At 40.7% G+C, this 18,138-nt stretch carries 17 protein-coding genes; 9 read left to right on the top strand and 8 right to left on the bottom strand.

The genetic code is table 11. The features are described from left to right. Nucleotides 1–7 precede the first annotated feature (7 nt). Nucleotides 8–1,165 (bottom strand): FMNH2-dependent alkanesulfonate monooxygenase, encoded by a 1,158-nt coding sequence (gene ssuD / locus WKK05_RS26960; RefSeq protein WP_341526106.1) that lies wholly within the window; start codon nucleotides 1,163–1,165, stop codon nucleotides 8–10. A gap of 426 nt (nucleotides 1,166–1,591) precedes the next feature. Between ssuD and WKK05_RS26955 the strand changes: the two genes are divergently transcribed. Beyond that, nucleotides 1,592–2,128, top strand: a complete 537-nt coding sequence (locus tag WKK05_RS26955) for an MgtC/SapB family protein (RefSeq protein ID WP_341526105.1) — start codon at nucleotides 1,592–1,594, stop codon at nucleotides 2,126–2,128. Between the two features lie 52 nt (nucleotides 2,129–2,180). Here WKK05_RS26955 and WKK05_RS26950 read toward each other — a convergent pair whose 3' ends face one another. After that, nucleotides 2,181–3,365: an anion transporter gene (locus WKK05_RS26950; protein WP_341526104.1), complete on the bottom strand. Its 1,185-nt coding sequence runs from the start codon at nucleotides 3,363–3,365 to the stop codon at nucleotides 2,181–2,183. Between the two features lie 295 nt (nucleotides 3,366–3,660). On the opposite strand from WKK05_RS26950, the gene msrB reads away from it, so the two are divergent. Next, complete coding sequence (gene msrB / locus WKK05_RS26945; protein WP_341526103.1) at nucleotides 3,661–4,155, top strand: peptide-methionine (R)-S-oxide reductase MsrB; 495 nt, start codon at nucleotides 3,661–3,663, stop codon at nucleotides 4,153–4,155. A 111-nt stretch (nucleotides 4,156–4,266) separates the two neighbouring features. On the opposite strand, the gene WKK05_RS26940 is transcribed toward msrB, so the two are convergent. From WKK05_RS26940 to WKK05_RS26930, 3 genes are all read right to left on the bottom strand, one after another. Then, nucleotides 4,267–5,229, bottom strand: coding sequence for a PHB depolymerase family esterase (locus WKK05_RS26940; RefSeq protein WP_341526102.1), 963 nt, complete (start codon nucleotides 5,227–5,229; stop codon nucleotides 4,267–4,269). A 405-nt stretch (nucleotides 5,230–5,634) separates the two neighbouring features. Beyond that, nucleotides 5,635–5,862, bottom strand: coding sequence for a hypothetical protein (locus WKK05_RS26935; RefSeq protein WP_341526101.1), 228 nt, complete (start codon nucleotides 5,860–5,862; stop codon nucleotides 5,635–5,637). Between the two features lie 552 nt (nucleotides 5,863–6,414). After that, complete coding sequence (locus tag WKK05_RS26930; RefSeq protein ID WP_341526100.1) at nucleotides 6,415–7,014, bottom strand: MBL fold metallo-hydrolase; 600 nt, start codon at nucleotides 7,012–7,014, stop codon at nucleotides 6,415–6,417. A gap of 242 nt (nucleotides 7,015–7,256) precedes the next feature. Between WKK05_RS26930 and WKK05_RS26925 the strand changes: the two genes are divergently transcribed. The 7 genes from WKK05_RS26925 (at nucleotide 7,257) to WKK05_RS26895 (ending at nucleotide 14,460) form a co-directional block, all read left to right on the top strand. Beyond that, a complete protein-coding gene (locus tag WKK05_RS26925; protein WP_341526099.1) occupies nucleotides 7,257–8,447 on the top strand; it encodes an aminotransferase class I/II-fold pyridoxal phosphate-dependent enzyme in 1,191 nt (396 codons plus the stop codon). Nucleotides 8,448–8,558: 111 nt separating this feature from the next. Beyond that, nucleotides 8,559–9,944: a cystathionine beta-synthase gene (locus tag WKK05_RS26920; RefSeq protein ID WP_341526098.1), complete on the top strand. Its 1,386-nt coding sequence runs from the start codon at nucleotides 8,559–8,561 to the stop codon at nucleotides 9,942–9,944. Beyond that, a complete protein-coding gene (locus WKK05_RS26915) occupies nucleotides 9,934–11,070 on the top strand; it encodes a cystathionine gamma-synthase (RefSeq protein ID WP_341526097.1) in 1,137 nt (378 codons plus the stop codon). The genes WKK05_RS26920 and WKK05_RS26915 overlap by 11 nt, the downstream gene beginning before the upstream one ends. Nucleotides 11,071–11,530: 460 nt before the next feature. Next, nucleotides 11,531–11,902 (top strand): four-helix bundle copper-binding protein, encoded by a 372-nt coding sequence (locus WKK05_RS26910; RefSeq protein ID WP_341526096.1) that lies wholly within the window; start codon nucleotides 11,531–11,533, stop codon nucleotides 11,900–11,902. A gap of 138 nt (nucleotides 11,903–12,040) precedes the next feature. Next, nucleotides 12,041–12,532, top strand: a complete 492-nt coding sequence (bcp, locus tag WKK05_RS26905) for a thioredoxin-dependent thiol peroxidase (protein WP_341526095.1) — start codon at nucleotides 12,041–12,043, stop codon at nucleotides 12,530–12,532. A 131-nt stretch (nucleotides 12,533–12,663) separates the two neighbouring features. Then, the gene (locus WKK05_RS26900) at nucleotides 12,664–13,290 is read left to right on the top strand and encodes a type I restriction endonuclease (protein ID WP_341526094.1); all 627 of its coding nucleotides are present in this window, start codon (nucleotides 12,664–12,666) and stop codon (nucleotides 13,288–13,290) included. 3 nt (nucleotides 13,291–13,293) lie between these two features. Further along, nucleotides 13,294–14,460, top strand: coding sequence for an IscS subfamily cysteine desulfurase (locus tag WKK05_RS26895; RefSeq protein WP_341526093.1), 1,167 nt, complete (start codon nucleotides 13,294–13,296; stop codon nucleotides 14,458–14,460). Nucleotides 14,461–14,538: 78 nt separating this feature from the next. Here the strand turns inward: WKK05_RS26895 and WKK05_RS26890 are convergent, their stop codons facing one another. The 3 genes from WKK05_RS26890 to WKK05_RS26880 all read right to left on the bottom strand — a co-directional run bounded on the left by WKK05_RS26890 (nucleotide 14,539) and on the right by WKK05_RS26880 (nucleotide 18,016). Further along, nucleotides 14,539–15,579: a Type 1 glutamine amidotransferase-like domain-containing protein gene (locus WKK05_RS26890; RefSeq protein ID WP_341526092.1), complete on the bottom strand. Its 1,041-nt coding sequence runs from the start codon at nucleotides 15,577–15,579 to the stop codon at nucleotides 14,539–14,541. Between the two features lies 1 nt (nucleotide 15,580). Further along, on the bottom strand, nucleotides 15,581–15,718 hold the full coding sequence (locus tag WKK05_RS26885; RefSeq protein ID WP_341526091.1) for a hypothetical protein: 138 nt from the start codon (nucleotides 15,716–15,718) through the stop codon (nucleotides 15,581–15,583). A 444-nt stretch (nucleotides 15,719–16,162) separates the two neighbouring features. Beyond that, nucleotides 16,163–18,016: an alpha-amylase family glycosyl hydrolase gene (locus WKK05_RS26880; protein WP_341526090.1), complete on the bottom strand. Its 1,854-nt coding sequence runs from the start codon at nucleotides 18,014–18,016 to the stop codon at nucleotides 16,163–16,165. Nucleotides 18,017–18,138 lie beyond the last annotated feature (122 nt).

Below are 18,138 nucleotides of genomic sequence, written 5' to 3'. Positions count from 1 at the left end.
ACTTTAACTAAGAAATGGATGTGGCTTTCTCCTTGGACTGGTTAGGAAAATCTTGGTTGGCAACAATTTCGCCAAATGGACTCAAAACGTGCTGTTGCTCAACTGCGGGTAGGTTCTCTAATGGCAGATGCGGAAATAGTAGTTCTGCTACTCGATAAGCTTCTTCTAAATGGGGATAACCAGAGAGAATAAAAGACTCAATCCCCAAATCTGCATACTCTAATATCCTGGCGGCAACGGTTTGGGGATCACCTACTAGGGCGGTTCCAGCACCACCGCGCACTAAACCCACTCCTGCCCATAGATTCGGGCTAATTTCTAATGCCTCACGATCGCCTTTGTGTAACTGTGTCATCCGGCGCTGTCCAACTGAATCCATGCGGGCATAAGCTTTTTGGGCTTTGGCGATCGCCTCGTCATCTACATACCGAATCAATTGATTCGCTGCATCCCAAGCTTCACTCTCGGTTTCTCGCACAATCACGTGTAGACGAATCCCAAATCGCAAAGTCCGTCCTTCTGCCTCTGCCAATCTGCGAACAGTTGCAATCTTCTCGGCTACTTGTGCAGGTGGTTCACCCCAAGTTAAGTAGACATCTACGTGCTTGGCTGCAATCTTTTGGGCGATGGGAGAGGAACCACCAAACCACAATGGCGGATGTGGCTTCTGAACAGGGGGAAACAACAACTTGCCATCCTGAATGTTGAAATAATCCCCTTGGAGATTTGCTTGTTCACCACTGGCGATCGCTCGCCACACTGTCAAAAATTCATCTGTTAATTCATAGCGATCGTCATGACCCAAATGTAAGCCATCTCCTGCTAACTCCACAGGATCACCACCTGTGACCACATTAATCAGCAAGCGCCCACCAGAAAGCCGATCAAAGGTTGCTGCCATCCGTGCTGCTACTCCAGGCGATACCAATCCGGGACGAATCGCAACCAAAAAACGCATCTGTCGCGTTAGTGATACCAATGTTGACGCTACAATCCAAGCATCCTCACAAGAGCGACCTGTAGGTAGTAATGCCCCTGTATAGCCAAGGTCATCCACCGCTTGGGCAATTTGCCGCAGATAGGCAAAGCTCACTGCTCTTCCACCTGTGGCAGTTGCAAGGTAGCGTCCGTCGCCGTGGGTTGGGATGAACCATAGTAGCTGCATGAGTCCTGTCCTTTAAAAACAACGGTAAGTCGATAGGAATACCGTGTTTTGTACATAGTTCTAAGAGTATCACATATTCCTCTGTGCCTAACAAGAGGTTTCAAAAAAATACGGTATTCCTATCAAATAAATGTATATTAAGCCGTATTCAATAGGTTGGGGATTAGAAAAATCGGGCATAGGGCATAGTTTATTGTTTCCCCCTGCTCTCCTGCTTCCTCATCTCCCACACTTGGGGGGGAATACTGAAATTATTGGTTGGTGTATGATGGTTTACTTATTCCTAACCTTTTGTTAAATTAACCTTAATATACATTAAACCTATTAATTTACTGTAGTATAGGTTTCCCCCATAAGTATGGGTAGCCATCCAGCCTACTGGCAATAGGCGCGAAATTTCATCCTATTTCTAAGAAGAGTACGGCAATGGGGCTAATGTTTATTACTGCCAATGATTGGCTACATATATTATTCAGATTGACTTTGGCGCTCTTAGTGGGTTGCATGATTGGCTTTAACCGTCAGCAAGGGGGTAGACCTGCGGGGATGAGGACATTTATGCTGGTTAGTATGGGAGCAGCAATATTCGTAATGATTCCTTTGCAAGTTGAGGGCGATAGTCCCTATGCTGCTATCAATGCACTGAGTCGGACAATTCAAGGTGTAGCTACTGGAGTAGGATTTCTCGGAGCCGGATTAATTTTACAAGAATCTCCCAGAAAATCTGCGATACCAAAAGTGCGAGGTTTAACTACAGCTGCCTGCATTTGGACTGCCGCCGGTTTGGGAGCGGCGATTGGTTGTGGACTGTGGCAAATGGGATTATTGGGAGGGCTACTAACCCTGATTACCTTAAGTGGAGTAAAACGGCTGAGTCGCTCATTTATGTCTCTGATAGGTCAAGGTAAACAGAGAAATACTCAGGAGATAAAAACTACCTCTGAGGATTCTGATGATGAATAACTTTTGACTATCTTGAACAAGAGTGTGGGGGAAGAGACTTTTATGCCCTTAACTAAATCCACCAATAAGCGAGGATGAGAGTTAGCGCAGTTAACGGTAAACCAAAACGTAAATGTTCCCAAAATGATAGCTGATAGCCGAGTTTAGCAACAGCCTCAGCAACAATTAAATTAGCAACTGAACCTAACAGAGTTAGATTACCTGCCAAGGTAGAGCCTGCTGCTAATAGTAACCAAGTTTTCGTGTCAGGATGAGGAATTAAATGTTGCAGTAGCAATACTGCCGGAACATTAGAAACTAAATTTGAGAGAAGAGCCGTAACTCCTAATATGCTCAAAGGAGTATGAACGAAGCCACTAAATAAATTCAATATTCCTAACTTTTCCACTCCAGCGGTGACAATAAATAGCCCAGAAAACATCACTAGTAAGTCCCAATCCACTTTATTTAAAATTCGTTGTGGTTTGATTCGCCTAGTAATGAACATTAAGCCAGCAGCTACTATTGTTGATTGGGCTAAGGGTATGCCAATTAAGAATGCTATTAATAATCCTCCAGTTATCAAGAGGCTTTTAGTAAGTAGCGGTTTGTAGACACGGTAGCGTATAGAGGTTGCACTTAAACAAGATTTGGTAGAACGAACTTCAGGATAAAGCCACCACAACAATCCCACCTGGATTAATAAACTTACTAGTGCTAAGGGTGTCAAAGATTTAGCAAAATCGAGATAGCTGATACCAGAAAAGGAACCAATAAGAATGTTTTGAGGATTACCACTTAATGTTGCTACTGAACCAAGATTTGTGGCTCCTGCTAAAGCAAGTAAGTAAGGAATAGGATTGAGTTTTAGTGTTTGGGCTAAGCTTAGAGTCAAAGGAGTCAGAATTAAGGCAATGGTATCATTCAGAAAAAAAGCTGAGAGAATTCCACTGCCAAAAGTTAAAACAATTAGTAAACCCAAGGGACTGCGGGCAAAGCGTATAACTGTATCAAGTGTCAGTTGAAAAAAACCAGAGTAAGCCAAGTTTGTGCTGATTACCATCATGCCGAACAAGAAAATCAGCGTTTTATAGTCTATGGCTTGCCATGCTTCTTTAAGGTCTAAAACTCCTAATGCAATTAGCAAAGATGCACCAACTAGAGCAATACTAGCTCGATTCATTCGCAAACCAGGTAGATACCCTAAACCCAAACCTATATAAGTCAGCCCAATAACGATCGCTCTCAAAACAATCATGATTTTGCTATATTCTTTTGACGTAATGCATTTCTATTAACTCCTGTTTTTGTTTCAGGTACAAAAAACTAAAAAATTCCCAAACCTACGACAGCGATCGCGGCTAATATCACAAAGTGAGACTAAATTTAGGTTTAGAGGGTTGAATATGTAGATTTTTTGGGAAAATTGGTATAATTTGTGCTGTCTTACCAGTTCCAGAATCATTTTATAACTTTTACTGCAAAGCAAAATCCGAAGGCTAAAGTGGGGGGTTTCCGTATTCAGCTACAGTGAAAATAGAAAATAATAGATTATGGACAAACGTTATTTTTTAGAAGCTAGTGCAGTAATAGTTGGCACAGCATTGTTATCACGTTATATCAATTGGGGTTCAGAAGACATGACAACTTCTAACGAGAAATTTGAAATTACTAAACCTGAAGAAGAGTGGCAGACAATTCTGACACCAGAACAGTTTCGGGTATTGCGTAAACATGGTACAGAGCGCGCTCATACCAGCCCACTAGATAAGGAATATAATCCAGGTACTTTTCTATGCGCTGGGTGTGGACAGCCTTTGTTTACATCTGACACCAAATTTAATAGTGGTACTGGCTGGCCTAGCTTTTTTAAGCCCATTGAAGGCGCGATCGCAACTACTGTAGATAAGTCGTTTTTTATGAGCAGAACAGAAGTACATTGTAGTCGCTGTGGTGGACATCTCGGTCATGTGTTTAACGACGGCCCTGCACCCACTGGCGAACGCTACTGTATGAATGGTGTCTCACTGAAGTTTACTCCTGCATAACAGGAGGCAGAGGGGCAGGGGGGCAAGGGAGCAGGGAGCAGGGGGAGAAATAATCTTACTCTTGACTCAGCACTCACAATGCCCAATGCCCAATGCCCAGTCCCCACCCCTCTAAGACAAAGTATGGCGTTGAAAAAAGTCCCAAATTGTCTGACTGGCGTTCAATTTCAACTTGGCGTTGAACTTATTTATACTCGGATCTGTTGAAGTGCCACCAGGCCAAAAATGTCCACCGTTGACCACGGCTAGCTGCACAACTTCTGAGTTACCTTGACAATGTGAGTACCAAGAAGTTTTGACTTGAGAGTTTTTGCTGAGGCTAGTGCCATGAGCTTGTGGAGATTTAGCTGATGCGCTACATTTATCGTGCGATCGCCAAAAGCTTACCATGTCTGAAATAGAAATTAGCGCTCCTCGTTGTGTGTGATCATCACCTTCATAAAGTACATCACGATCTTTTGTACCGTTGATCATCAGCATTGATATAGGAGTCTGAGGTTGGCAATTACCTTTGAGTCTAACTGGAAGAGAGCCAGCTACTGATGCGAAAGCGGCAATTTTATCAGGTAACTTACAAGCTAAAGCTTGGGTAAGGATTCCCCCTTTAGAGAAGCCAGTAGCATAAACTTTATGCTGGTTAATATTTATTTGCTGCTTCAAATGATCAATTAAAGCACTGACAAATAATACATCATCTATCCTGCCTCTAGGATTTCCTCTAAGGTTCCATTTTTTGTCAATTCCATCTGGATAAACAACAATAAACTTTTTTTTCTCCGCCAAACTGTTAAAGCGAGTTACATTACTTATTGAATGTCCAGTCCCAGCATCTCCATGAAATACTAAAACTAAAGGCATCGAATGGTTTTTATTATAATTTTTTGGAACATAAAAATAGTAGGTGCGTAAGCGACCTTGATTAGTTAGCTTTCCATAATTATCACCATTTAATATTTTTTGTTGAGGTCTATTTTTTTCTATTGCTTGAATTGAACTGCAAGCTGTGGTTAAAAGTGTTGCAATGATAAATACAAAAATCTTTTGAAAGAATAGTGGTTTTTGATATATATTCATGCTTAACTCACTAAGAAGGAAATTGTTTTCAACCAATAGGATTCTTATTTCTTACTTTAAATATACATAAGTGGGATTACTCTGCACTATTCAACTCGTTAACTAATGTTGATTTAGCATTACTATATCACGTTGTAAATTTAAATTATTAACTGAGAAATCAACTAGTTGATGAATGGAAACCCAGCCAAGCAATATATAAATATAATGGTTTCTACATGGTTCAACTACAGAAAAAATCCTTAACTACAGATAAACACAGTAGAGGCACATATCTGTGCGCCTCTACTGTGTACCTCATTCAAATGAGAATCGCTATATTGCCTAATCTTTCCAAAATTGTATCTAGAATTTAGCTACATCCTATTGTAATAGCAGTGCTAAATACAGCGAATAAGATAATAATTAACCTCTTACACGTACACGCACAGTGCGAGCAGGAACCCAGTGCCGACGACCGCGTATTGTTTCCCAATGCCCCTTAACATAAACCGTTTTCCAATGCGATCTGGCTACAACAATGGGTCTATGAGCCGTAGGTCTGACAATAACCTCTGCTGCCGATGCTTGTGATGATAATGAGGTAAATGCAAGTGGTAAAGCAAGTAAAATGCCAACGAAGATAGGTTTCATGATTAATTCTCTTACTTATTTATGTTTGGTTTGTTTGTGACAACTTTCCTAAATAATTTGTGACCATTTCTCCTTATATTCTCTTAAAGTCGCAACCTTACCGTTCATAATAAGGTCTTCTGCGCCAATAGTTTTCCTTCCTGATTAAGGAAATTTTTCGTAATAATATAAGAGGAATTGCTTGTTTTACAACTAAATAGGATTGCTGTGTTGACTCAAGTTTAAAACGTTAAATTAAAAATCAGTAGTGGAAAAAAGTCATAATTTTAGTATGACTAAAGTCATAACTAAGTAGTGTACAAATAATATTGCAAAAACTGATAGCTTATAGTAAGCTCATCTTATTTATAATAATTTGAAGCTAAAGAGAGCCTATTTGTTTGAGAAGTTGGCTATCTAATTCATTAGGAATATTTTAAAATTAATAATTTAGTACGAATAGCTTTTGACTAAAACTTAAAAACAGCGATTGTTTGAGAAGTGAAATAGCGATCGCCCCATTTTCTAGCTGTAGAAACTTAGGCGATCGCACTTGCCAAATTCCTTAATCAATCACAGTGTTGCTACAAGTTCCTTTAAGCGATCGCGGCCATCTCGAAAGACTGGCCAGCCATCTCCCACCAACACAGCTTCTACCTGACTCAGTTCTGCTAACCTCTGCACAGAAGCAACCGCCTCTTTTCGATTCAGCAGCTTGTCATCTGGCAAAATCGTTAAGCTACCTGCTTTACGTGCGCGGACTAAATCCCCTGTAATCAAGGTAGTTTCCTCTAGCAATAATGCCAGTTCACCGGGAGTTTTGGAACCTTGGAGTTCAATCACCTTCAATCCAGGTACTAACTCATCCCCATCCGCAAGCCAGCGATCGCAAAATATGGGGAAAGAGTCTTTTTCTGCCACAGGGCCAGCTATCTTGGCATAAGTTTGATCGGCAATTTCTTTACTAGCCCTGATATGCTCGGAGTTAGTCAGTACAATCCAAACTACACCACCGAGGGATTGCAGATGATTCCAATCATGGTTTGATAAAGCTACTGGGTCAATCAAGATGTTGCCATCTGGACGAATCCAGGCATATCCATTGAAATCTATATTTCTTGCAGGATTGAAACTAGACCAGCTATATAGGTCAGGACGGTGCAAAGATTTCATGATGATTCTGGATTAGTACCTTAAATAATTGACTATTACTCTCAATAATTAAGTATATAGGTGAAAGGGACTGGCGATTGGGCATTGCTTATTCTCCTTACGTCTCTGTATCTCCCTAACTTCCCTAGTCTTAACTCCAAATCTGAAATTAGAGTATACTACGGCAATTCTATCGATATTATGGTTATTATCAGGATTACAGAAATTCTTGCATAACTGCAATAGATGAACGGAGAGAGCCGGTGAGTGAGATTCAGCGTAAAAAAATATCAGCGAAGGCAGACCAGTTCACAGAGTCCGTGATTCGAGAAATGACACGGGTAGCACTGCAATATGATGCAGTGAACTTGGCGCAGGGGTTTCCTGATTTTCCTTGTCCACCAGAGTTGAAACAGGCAGCCTATGCAGCAATTGAGGCAGATGTTAACCAGTATGCAATTACTTGGGGCGATCGCCCATTTCGTCATGTGATCGCCAATAAAGTCCGTTGGTATCTTGGCTTAGATATTGACCCCGAAACCCAAATCACAGTCACTTGTGGTTCTACAGAAGCAATGGCATCTGTAATGCTGGCAACAGTCGATCCAGGTGATGAAGTAATTGTATTTGAGCCATATTACGAAAACTACGGCCCAGATGCAATTTTAGCTGGTGCTACACCCCGCTACGTCACACTGCATCCTCCCGATTGGACATTTGATGAAACACAGTTGCGTCAAGCTTTCAACGCCAACACCAAAGCCATTATTATTAACACACCCCACAATCCCACAGGCAAAGTCTTCACCCGTGAAGAACTCACCTTAATTGCCGAACTTTGTCAGCAGTGGGATGTACTAGCCTTCACAGACGAAATTTACGAACACATTCTCTATGACGGTACACAACATATTGCACTAGCAACCCTTCCTGGCATGGAAGAACGCACCGTTACCATTAACGGACTATCTAAAACTTACAGCGTCACCGGATGGCGAGTTGGCTACATTCTTGCAAACCCCAAACTAACAGGAGCCATTCGTAAAGTCCATGACTTTTTGACCGTTGGCGCTCCCGCACCATTACAACGCGCTGGAGTCGCCGCCATGCAACTGCCAACATCCTACTATGAAGACTTAGCCAAACTCTACCAAGGCAAGCGAGACAGCATAGTGCAGATTCTGGAGCAAGTCGGAATTCCCTACTTTCTCCCTAAAGGAGCCTATTACGTCCTAGCCGATATTTCCAAATTTGGCTACAAAACCGATATTGAATTTGCCTACCACCTAATCAAAAATATTGGTGTAGCTGTAGTTCCCGGTTCCAGCTTTTTTAGCCAACCAGAAAAAGGGCATTCACTAATCCGCTTCTGCTTCAGCAAAAAACCCGAAACATTGCAAGCAGCTAGCAACAAATTGCTTAAATTAACATCCACATTACAATCAACATCCTAACAGCAAATCTTCTCTCTGCGCTCTCTGCGCCTCTGCGTGAAACATCATCCCAACTTATCTAACATGAAAAACCCATAACACTATATTTCCCCTTACTGACAAGGAGCAACAATGGCAACTTACGACAACATTTTGCAAGCAATTGGTAGAACTCCATTAGTCAGACTTAACACAATCACACAAGACATTCACTCTCCTATCTTTACCAAAGTCGAATATCTTAATCCTGGCGGGAGTACCAAAGATAGAATTGCTCTCACCATGATTGAAGCCGCCGAAAAAACAGGTCAACTGCAACCAGGCGGCACTATTATTGAAGCCACCGCAGGTAACACTGGTGTAGGACTCGCACTAATTGCAGCCGTAAAAAAATATCGCTGCATCTTCGTCATGCCCGATAAAATGAGCCAAGATAAAATCAACTTGCTCAAAGCTTATGGTGCAGAAGTAGTTGTTACTCCCACATCTGTAGCACCTGACTCGCCAGACAGTTATAACGGTGTAGCCGAAAGACTAGCCAAAGAAATCCCAGGAGCATACAGACCAAATCAATTTGAAAATCCAAATAATCCTCTAGCGCACTACTTAACTACTGGGCCAGAAATTTGGTCAGATAGTAATGGTAAAGTTGATGTTTTTGTTGCTGGTATGGGAACAGGCGGCACAATTTCAGGAGTTGCCAAATATCTTAAAGAGCAAAATCCAAATATAGTAATTGTTGGTGCAGATCCAGAGGGTTCAATTCTTTCCGGCGATACTCCTAAATCTTACAAAGTTGAAGGAATTGGCGAAGACTTTATTCCCAAAACTTTTAATCGCCAACTAGTCGATGAAATGATTCGCGTTAGCGATAAAGAATCTTTTAATATGGCTCGTCGCTTAGCACGAGAGGAAGGTTTACTAGTAGGAGGTTCCTGTGGTACAGCAGTAGCCGCCGCGCTCAAGTATGCAGCTCGATTATCAGAACCGAAGTATATTGTAGTGCTATTACCAGATACAGGCAGAAACTACATAAACAAAATCTATTCTGATGTCTGGATGCAGGAAAATGGATTTTGGGAAGGTAAAACAGTCATAGCTATAAAAATTGGCGAAATATTAGCGCAAAAAACTGATTTCCCTTCTTTAGTTGCTGTGAGTCCCCGCGATACCTTGAGCAAAGCTACAAACTACCTACAAAAGCTAAATATTTCACAGTTACCAGTGATTGATAACAATCATGTAGTAGGAAGCTTGAATGAAGCATCTTTAATGAAGTGCCTTCATGATGGCATCAATTTTTCTAACCAAGAAGTTTCCGCAGTTATGGGTAAACCGCTGCCAATTCTTGATGAAGATGTTGATGTTTCTGAAGCTTATCGAGTGCTTTTATCAGGAACTACAGGAATTATTATTAAGCGGCATGATGTCCCTATTGGCTTAATTACTAGAGCCGACTTAATTAGATATTGGATTAGTCAAACCCAAGAAGAAGCAAGAGAAAACAATGGAATTTGAAACTAGAGCAATTCATGAAGGGCAACAACCAGATCCCCAGACTGGCGCTGTAATTGTCCCCATATATTTGACTTCCACCTATGAGCAAGAAGCGATAGGAAAACACAAAGGATATGAATATTCTCGTACTGGAAACCCAACCCGTAATGCTTTAGAAGAATCTCTCGCTTCACTTGAAAATGGTAAATTTGGTTTGGCGTTTGCCTCTGGGTTAGCTGCCACTACCACTGTATTAAGTTTACTCAAAAGTGGTGATCATATTCTTGCGGGTGATGATTTATATGGCGGTACTTATCGTTTGTTAGAAAGAGTTGTGAAAAATTGGGGTGTGACAACTACCTATGTAGATATTGATAACATCACTGACTTTGAAACTTTTATTCAGCCCAATACCAAGTTAATTTGGATTGAAACCCCCACCAACCCATTGTTAAAAATTGTTGATATTACAGTACTGGCAAATATTGCTCATAAAAACAATCTCATTCTAGTTGTAGATAATACCTTTGTCAGTCCTTATTTTCAAAGACCACTAGAATTAGGTGCAGATATTGTAGTTCACAGTACTACTAAATATCTAGGAGGACACAGCGACGTTATTGGTGGCGCAGTTATCACTTCTAACGAACAACTCTACACCGAACTGAAGTTTTATCAAAATGCGATCGGGGCAGTTCCAAGTCCTTTTGATAGCTGGTTAGTCTTGCGGGGTATTAAAACCTTGGCTATAAGAATGCGAGAACACGAAAAAAATGCTTTATTCTTAGCTAAATTTTTAGAAAAGCATCCCAAAGTCGAGCGAATTTATTATCCTGGTTTGCCTAGCCATGAACAACATCAACTAGCTAAAGAGCAAATGTCTGGCTTTGGGGGGATGATTAGTTTGGAATTAAAAGGTGGTTTTGCTGAAGTTGAAAAATTCGCTTCGCGACTCAAGTTATTTTTGCTGGCTGAAAGTTTAGGCGGGGTGGAATCACTGCTTTGCTATCCTGCAAAAATGACTCATGGCTCAATACCAGAAGCTGAACGACTTAAACGCGGCATTAAAGATAATTTAATTCGTCTTTCTGTAGGAATTGAGCATCCGCTGGATTTACAAGCTGATTTAGAAAATGCTTTGGCTTGAAAATTGGGCATGGAAAATAGACATTTTCATCCGGCATTGTGTTTGCGTAGCTTACGCTTACTATCTTGATGGGTATCTATATTGTAGTTAATAGAAGTTAATAACTTATGCCTTAATAGAAGTTCATAAATCTTTTTCTACAGGATTTATCAAAAAAACTAGACAATAGACCTACAGAAATATAGCTCTAAATTCTCATCTCTAAGTTAAAAGTAGACAAGCTTGACAAATCTCTACTCGATTAGGGGAGTTTCTATCCCTTAGTTGGTAAGAATATTCAGAAAAACAGCACTAAGCTTCTGTAGAATTTATCCAAATTTCCGGTAATTATATCGGGATAGTAGACTTATAACTTTCGGCACAAAAAACCCTATTGACTCCTTAAAAAGATAGGATTACTGTTAAAAGTAGTCCTTTAAAGGACGCTACCTATGCATCAACAAATCAGGAGATATTTCTTATGATGATGATGATGACCGAAACCATGACTGACGAAATGCAAACTTGCATGGATGCTTGCATGGAATGTCACAAAATGTGCATGGAAACCATGACTTACTGCATGAGCAAAGCTGGTAAGCAAATGGACATGGGTATGATGAGCATGATGAGCATGATGCGTGACTGCGCTGAAATGTGCATGATGTGTATGAACATGATGATGGGTGGTTCTGAGTTTATGGGACGCACTTGTATGCTTTGCGCGGAAATGTGCGATCGCTGTGCAATGGCTTGCGAAAACATGAACGATGATCCGAAAATGATGGAATGCGCTGCCGCTTGCCGCAAGTGTGCAGAAGCTTGCAGAGCTATGGAAATGATGCCTGTTTAATTCCACAACTTAGCAGAAGTTTCTCTGCAACCTAATATTCAAGCGCTCAGATTCTATGAATCTGGGCGCTTGAAGTTTTATGTGATCGCTTAATCTGGGTAGAATTTAAAGGCATCGCAATTTCTCACAGTCTTAATCATGAGCAACATTCCCCAAGCAGGGCAACCAGCACCTGATTTCTCCATTCCTGACCAAAATGACAACCTAGTCAGCCTAGATAATTTGAGCGGTCAATGGATTATCCTCTATTTTTACCCCAAAGATGACACCCCAGGTTGCACCACCGAAGCAAAAGATTTTACTGACTTATATCAAGACTTCAGCGCACTAGGAGCGAAAATTTTAGGCGTTAGTCCAGATTCGGGTAAATCCCATTGTAAATTTATCAGCAAACATAACTTATCTATCACTCTCTTAAGTGACCCAGAACATGAACTCATAGAATCTTACGGCGCTTGGCGCTTAAAAAAGTTTATGGGTAAAGAATATATGGGTGTAGTTCGGTCAACCTTCTTGATTTCACCTGATAGAATTATTGCTTATGCTTGGCCAAATGTAAAAACTAAAGGTCATGCTCAGTCAGTGTTAGCTAAACTCCAAGAATTAGCAGCCCCATCAAGTCCGGCATGAGCAGCTAAAACCTATTTGGATAAATAAAGAGTCACTCGAGGATATTTATAACTCTAGTGAAATAGATTTATAAACTGCTCGCGCTATGATTGAAGTAAAGAATTAGGCTTCTTGCAAGTTTAGAATTAACTATGGTTCAATTTATCCAAGCCCAAAATATTGGACTTGCATATCTGGAAGAAAGATTTGGTCTACAACTAGCTGAAGAAGAGGTATTCTTTACAGAATGGCTTGAAAGGTTACCAGAAATTACAGATTTAGAAAAGCAAGATTTAGACAGAGTAAAACTTCATTTTCTCCGTTTAGTCAAACGTCCCCCATTGTCAGAAGAAATTGTAAAATTAGTAGTTTTATCTCCTTTACTTAACTTAGCTGGATTTTATGATGAGCCTTTTTATATTAGAGGTGAGCAATCAATAGAAATTTCTGCGGAGGATGAAGGAGAAATTATTAGAGGTAGAATTGATATTTTAGTTATTCAAGAACAATTTTGGTTGTTAGTGATTGAATCTAAAAGGTCTAGTTTTTCTCTTTTAGAAGCCGTGCCTCAAGCACTGGTTTATATGCTAGCTAATCCTACTCAAAATAAACCTGCGTTTGGATTAGTAACAAATGGTAGTGATTTTATTTTCCTGAAACTTACCCAAGAAAATCAGCAAAAGTATGCTCTATCTGACCAATTTACACTGTTGAAACGAAAAAATGAATTACATCAGGTTCTAAGTATATTAAAAAACTTGAGTCAAATTTTAAGTTAATTTATGTCTATTCGCCCTATTTATCTCGATTGCCACGCCACCACGCCTGTAGATGAACGGGTACTGGCAGCAATGCTACCCTACTTCACAGAACACTTTGGCAATCCATCCAGTATTGGTCATGTTTATGGCTGGGAAGCAGAAGCTGCTGTCAAACAAACGCGAGAAATATTAGCAACAGCAATCAACACCACACCAGAAGAAATTATTTTTACTAGCGGTGCAACAGAAGCAAATAATTTAGCTATTAAAGGTGTTGCTGAAGCTTATTTTCAAAAAGGTCAGCATATTATTACTATTGCTACAGAACATAGCGCAGTTCTTGACCCTTGCAAATATTTAAAAACTCTCGGTTTTGAAATTACTATTCTTCCAGTTAAAAAAGATGGACTGGTTGATTTAACTGAGTTAGAAAAAGCTTTCCGTCCAGAGACAATTTTGGTATCGGTGATGGCTGCAAATAACGAAATTGGTGTGTTGCAGCCATTGGCAGAAATTGGGGAAATGTGCCGCGATCGCAATATCATATTCCACAGCGATGCAGCCCAAGCTATTGGTAAAATTCCCCTTGATGTGCAGGCGATGAAAATTGATTTGATGTCGCTAACCGCGCACAAAGCCTACGGGCCAAAGGGCATTGGGGCATTATACGTCCGCAGGCGCAATCCCAGAGTCCAACTTGCACCTCAGCAACACGGTGGTGGACACGAGCGGGGGATGCGTTCTGGTACTTTGTATACACCCCAAATTGTCGGCTTTGGCAAAGCTGTAGAAATAGCTTTGGCAGAACAAGCAACAGAAAATCAGCGCCTTACCGAACTCAGACAAAAATTGTGGGAACAACTTTCGCAACTCGAAGGAATTCACCTCAACGGACATTCCACCCAGCGATTAGCAGGAAACTTAAATATCAGTGTTGAGGGGGTAGATGGAGCTGCACTTTTACTAGGATTACAACCAGTGATGGCGGTGTCTTCTGGTTCTGCTTGCTCATCGGCGACTACTGCACCCTCTCATGTTCTGACAGCACTGGGACATTCCGAACAGCTAGCGTATGCCTCGGTACGATTTGGCATTGGACGATTTAATACTCAAGAAGAAATTGAGCAAGTGGCAAAAAATGCGATCGCCACAATTCAAAGTTTACGTAAGCAAGCAACCCTGGTGTAGAAGGGGAGGAGCAGAGGGAAATAAATACAGACCAATCACTTTTGGCTACTGTACAGACGCAATTAATCGTGTCTCTACTCAATACGGATCTGAATTAAATTTTCCCCGCTTCACGCTCCTGAGATAGTATCCTGATGTTGGTCTGTTTCTCAAATTGAAGGTGTCACCACGAGGAACTCTCCAAATTTTGTAGTCGGAAAAGGTTAGAGGAGTTCGAGGTTCGCATACTTCTGGCTTATGATCTCCAAGTACAAAGTACGCCGCACCTCTACCCATAACTTTTGCTAGACCGTTTCTATCAATAACAACCGATGTCTCCTCACTAATGGCTATACCTAAAGCACTTTTAGATATACCATCTTTAATCTGACGAGCAATAAAAGCCATAATTCGACCCATTCTTTTACGGCTGTCAAAGTGCGTATCTACGATAGTTCCCTTTAGATTACTCCATTTGAAAAAGTTGTAAGTAAAGGTAATATCTCGGTAGGGATCTTCGAGTGCGTCTCTAGTTTCAATGCCGATTTCGGAAGAAGCACAAGCATCGTAAACAAATTCACTTTGAATCATCGCACCCGCACTAGTGCCACCAATGCCACCACCCTTCATATAAACTGACTTGACAGCAGCCTCTAATTTGGTATCTTTCCAACTACGAGTGTATTCACATTGGTCGCCGCCGGCAAAGAAAATCACATCAGCATTTCTGATTTTCTCAACAATTTCAGCTTTGTTTGCTTCTTGTCTATTGCTAATAATTAGGGTCTCTACATAGTTGACGCCCTTCATATCAGAAATTAGCCGATTGTAATCATGGTTACCATAAGTGCGGATTACTACAACATTAACTTTGGCGGCGTAGTTATTACCTCGTTTAACTTGGTTAATCATCCACTGGATAGCCTCATCTACATCGGGCCCACCTCCACCCAAACACAGGACTGGGCCTGCTAAGGAGGGGGCTGGACTGACTGAGGAGGAACGGACATCAGCAGTATCGCCCAGCAAGTAGCGTTTCAAGTTAGCTATCAAACGGGTTATAAAGGAGGTTCCCATCTTCAACAACTTGATTCCTGCTCTCTTCAAGTACTTTGCTATATTTGGGAAAGTCCTTGTCATATTAAACTTCTGGTGCTAAGCAACTTAAGCTGTTACGCACTTTAACTGCATATTTACTCGTTATTGGTGAGCCAGTGTGGTCTTTTTGATTTCCAAAATGAACAACTGGCGTGCGCTTTGCACTCACCCGGAGGGTCATTAGTCATTGGTCATTCGTATTTACAAAGGACAAAGGACAGTCTTAACGAAAAAATGTGCAACTTAAAAGCGTATTAACTTAACTTTCGCCCAGTAAAGGTGAAATTTCCAGCGTACAGCCTTTGTACTGTTTTTTAATCCCAAATAATGCATGGTAATCATTAATTCTTTGCGTTATACCAATTTTCCTAAAGGCGACCGGAAGTCGCGGCTACACAAACAAAACCCGCCTACGCGGGTTAAAAATGTTGATTTTCGGTTAGTTCAGACACAGAGAAGTCTGAGTGTCGACTTCCTTAGCCAAGCGTATTGGACTATAGAAAAAACCAGAAACTTTATGTAGAGACGCTTCAAACAGCAGGTCTCTACATAATTACGAATTACGTTAGCGTAGCGTTAGCGAGTCTTGCCTACGGCACGCTGCGCGAACCAGCGTCATTACGAATTACGAATTAATTGTCACCGTCCAAATTCTTCCGTAGTTAGAAGGAATATTTACCCAATATTCTGAATTACTGGGAACGCCAATTAAATTATTTTCCCCATTCAATTCTTCCTGATAATCGCCACCAATAGGGAACCAGAAGGGGACACTTTGATCACTATCGCCAAAGTTGAGTGCTACTAAGCTGAACTTGTTGGCGTATTTGCGCGAGAATAGCAGGACATTTTTTGAGTGGTAGCGATCGTAATTATTGTAAAAGAAGTGTTCGCCTTGTGTAAATTGGGGTTGTTGACGGCGTAGTTTAATCAACTTCCGTACTAAGGCAAGTACATTTTTACCAATTAGATCATAAACATAATCCCAACGCACAGGCCGCAGCAACATCACGCGTCCAAAACCTTGTTCAGGAAGGTAATAATTTTCGCCAAATTCTTGACCTTGCCAAAGCAAGGGAACACCTTTAGCAGTCAAAATCCCAATTAGGTAAGGCTGGACTTTGTACCACAGTTCGCGATTACCCTCTTGTAATAAATCATTGTCGCGTGCGATCGCACCAAAGTTACAAACAAAGCGGGAATGGTCGTGAGTTTCTATATATTGCAGTGCTGTCTTGGCAATTTTGTTACCATCATTAGTAATCTCTTCTGGATAATTATCTAGACCTAATTTAAAGCCGAGATTAGCTAAATCACCTCGACTACCAGCAGCTACCTTTTTAGCAGCATCCAACGTTTCATTTTGCCAAGTACTATTGGTATAAGTCTGTTCCAAAATCTCTCTTGGCCCTTCTAATTGCTCAGCACACTGAATCAAGTTGATTGTGTTATTGTCAAAAAATCTTCCCCAGTATTCACCAGCAGTTTTTTTGTCTTTGACGGTGTTGTAAGTGTTAAAAACTAAATTAGCGTAACCAACTCCTGTAGACCCATCCCAATAGTTAGGTACGCAGTCATAACGGAAGCCGTCAACATGATAAACATCTAACCAGTGATAGTTCACTGTGTAGAAAAAGTCTTGGGTAAACTTACGTTTGTAGTCTGTGCTTTCGCCAAAATAATCTTTAGCAAATGACCCCATAAAAGGGTTATCGCGATATTCTAACTTTCTGTACAGATAAGAATAGGGAAAACTATCACTGGTGTGACCATAAACAGAATCTACAATCACAGCAATATTGTTTTGATGTGCTGCGTCAATTAGCTTCTGTAAATCTTTTCTTTTGCCAAATCGCTCATCTACACCAAAGTAGCCAATTGGTAAAAAGCCCCAATCTACTGTTAAGCCTACGTTAGAAAGGGGCATAATTTCAATACAATTAACTCCTAAATCTGTTAGATAGTTAAGTTTATCAATGGTTTTGTCGACATCTACACCAAACTCAGCAATCATTAATTCGTACATTACCAGATTTTTTAAGTCTGGAGTTTTCCAGTTAATTTCTTGCTGACTCCATTGATATGGTTGATATCCTAATGTGAAAGCGGATAATTTCCCTACACCAAATTCTCTAGCGAAGGGGTCAATAATCCAATCTATTTCTCCCTTATTGGGATTACGTAAAAAATAGCGGTAAACATATCTTCCTGGCTGTCCCCATGCAGAGTTTTGGCGGGGTTTTGATTGAGTATTGATGTTTATTTGCGTTGACCAATAATCACCATATTCTGTATCTATAGAATGTTCTAGTTCAAATTCTAATGGTTGAATGTCTTGTAAGAATTGATCTTGTTCATGGATAACTTTAACCCATAACCGATTACCATCATTTTTAGACACCCAAGGAAGAAATACTCCAAAATCAACAACACCATTGGCTTCTCTAGCTCCTAGTTTATCCAAAGGTAGCAGTTTCATATAGTAATCCTTGCTAAATTAATTTTTTTACTGTTGACCGGAATTGCAAAATAGCATCCGAAATCAGCATAAATCTGCACTGCTGAGGTTTTTTAAGCAGCGCCTTTTGTATATCTATCAAA

This window comes from Nostoc sp. UHCC 0302 (genome assembly GCF_038096175.1).
Taxonomy (GTDB): Bacteria; Cyanobacteriota; Cyanobacteriia; order Cyanobacteriales; family Nostocaceae; genus UHCC-0302.
Note: the sequence above shows the minus strand (reverse complement) of the source record. Positions and strands in the feature narration are given on the sequence as shown.

Excerpts from the sequence above, each read along its gene's own strand:
- WKK05_RS26940 (WP_341526102.1), bottom strand. The coding sequence starts at position 5,229 with ATGAATATATATCAAAAACCACTATTCTTTCAAAAGATTTTTGTATTT.
- msrB (WP_341526103.1), top strand. The coding sequence starts at position 3,661 with ATGGACAAACGTTATTTTTTAGAAGCTAGTGCAGTAATAGTTGGCACA.
- WKK05_RS26950 (WP_341526104.1), bottom strand. The coding sequence starts at position 3,365 with ATGATTGTTTTGAGAGCGATCGTTATTGGGCTGACTTATATAGGTTTG.
- WKK05_RS26935 (WP_341526101.1), bottom strand. The coding sequence starts at position 5,862 with ATGAAACCTATCTTCGTTGGCATTTTACTTGCTTTACCACTTGCATTT.
- WKK05_RS26920 (WP_341526098.1), top strand. The coding sequence starts at position 8,559 with ATGGCAACTTACGACAACATTTTGCAAGCAATTGGTAGAACTCCATTA.
- WKK05_RS26910 (WP_341526096.1), top strand. The coding sequence starts at position 11,531 with ATGATGATGATGATGACCGAAACCATGACTGACGAAATGCAAACTTGC.
- WKK05_RS26930 (WP_341526100.1), bottom strand. The coding sequence starts at position 7,014 with ATGAAATCTTTGCACCGTCCTGACCTATATAGCTGGTCTAGTTTCAAT.
- WKK05_RS26895 (WP_341526093.1), top strand. The coding sequence starts at position 13,294 with ATGTCTATTCGCCCTATTTATCTCGATTGCCACGCCACCACGCCTGTA.
- WKK05_RS26900 (WP_341526094.1), top strand. The coding sequence starts at position 12,664 with ATGGTTCAATTTATCCAAGCCCAAAATATTGGACTTGCATATCTGGAA.
- WKK05_RS26955 (WP_341526105.1), top strand. The coding sequence starts at position 1,592 with ATGGGGCTAATGTTTATTACTGCCAATGATTGGCTACATATATTATTC.
- WKK05_RS26915 (WP_341526097.1), top strand. The coding sequence starts at position 9,934 with ATGGAATTTGAAACTAGAGCAATTCATGAAGGGCAACAACCAGATCCC.
- WKK05_RS26880 (WP_341526090.1), bottom strand. The coding sequence starts at position 18,016 with ATGAAACTGCTACCTTTGGATAAACTAGGAGCTAGAGAAGCCAATGGT.
- ssuD (WP_341526106.1), bottom strand. The coding sequence starts at position 1,165 with ATGCAGCTACTATGGTTCATCCCAACCCACGGCGACGGACGCTACCTT.
- WKK05_RS26885 (WP_341526091.1), bottom strand. The coding sequence starts at position 15,718 with ATGACCCTCCGGGTGAGTGCAAAGCGCACGCCAGTTGTTCATTTTGGA.
- WKK05_RS26890 (WP_341526092.1), bottom strand. The coding sequence starts at position 15,579 with ATGACAAGGACTTTCCCAAATATAGCAAAGTACTTGAAGAGAGCAGGA.
- bcp (WP_341526095.1), top strand. The coding sequence starts at position 12,041 with ATGAGCAACATTCCCCAAGCAGGGCAACCAGCACCTGATTTCTCCATT.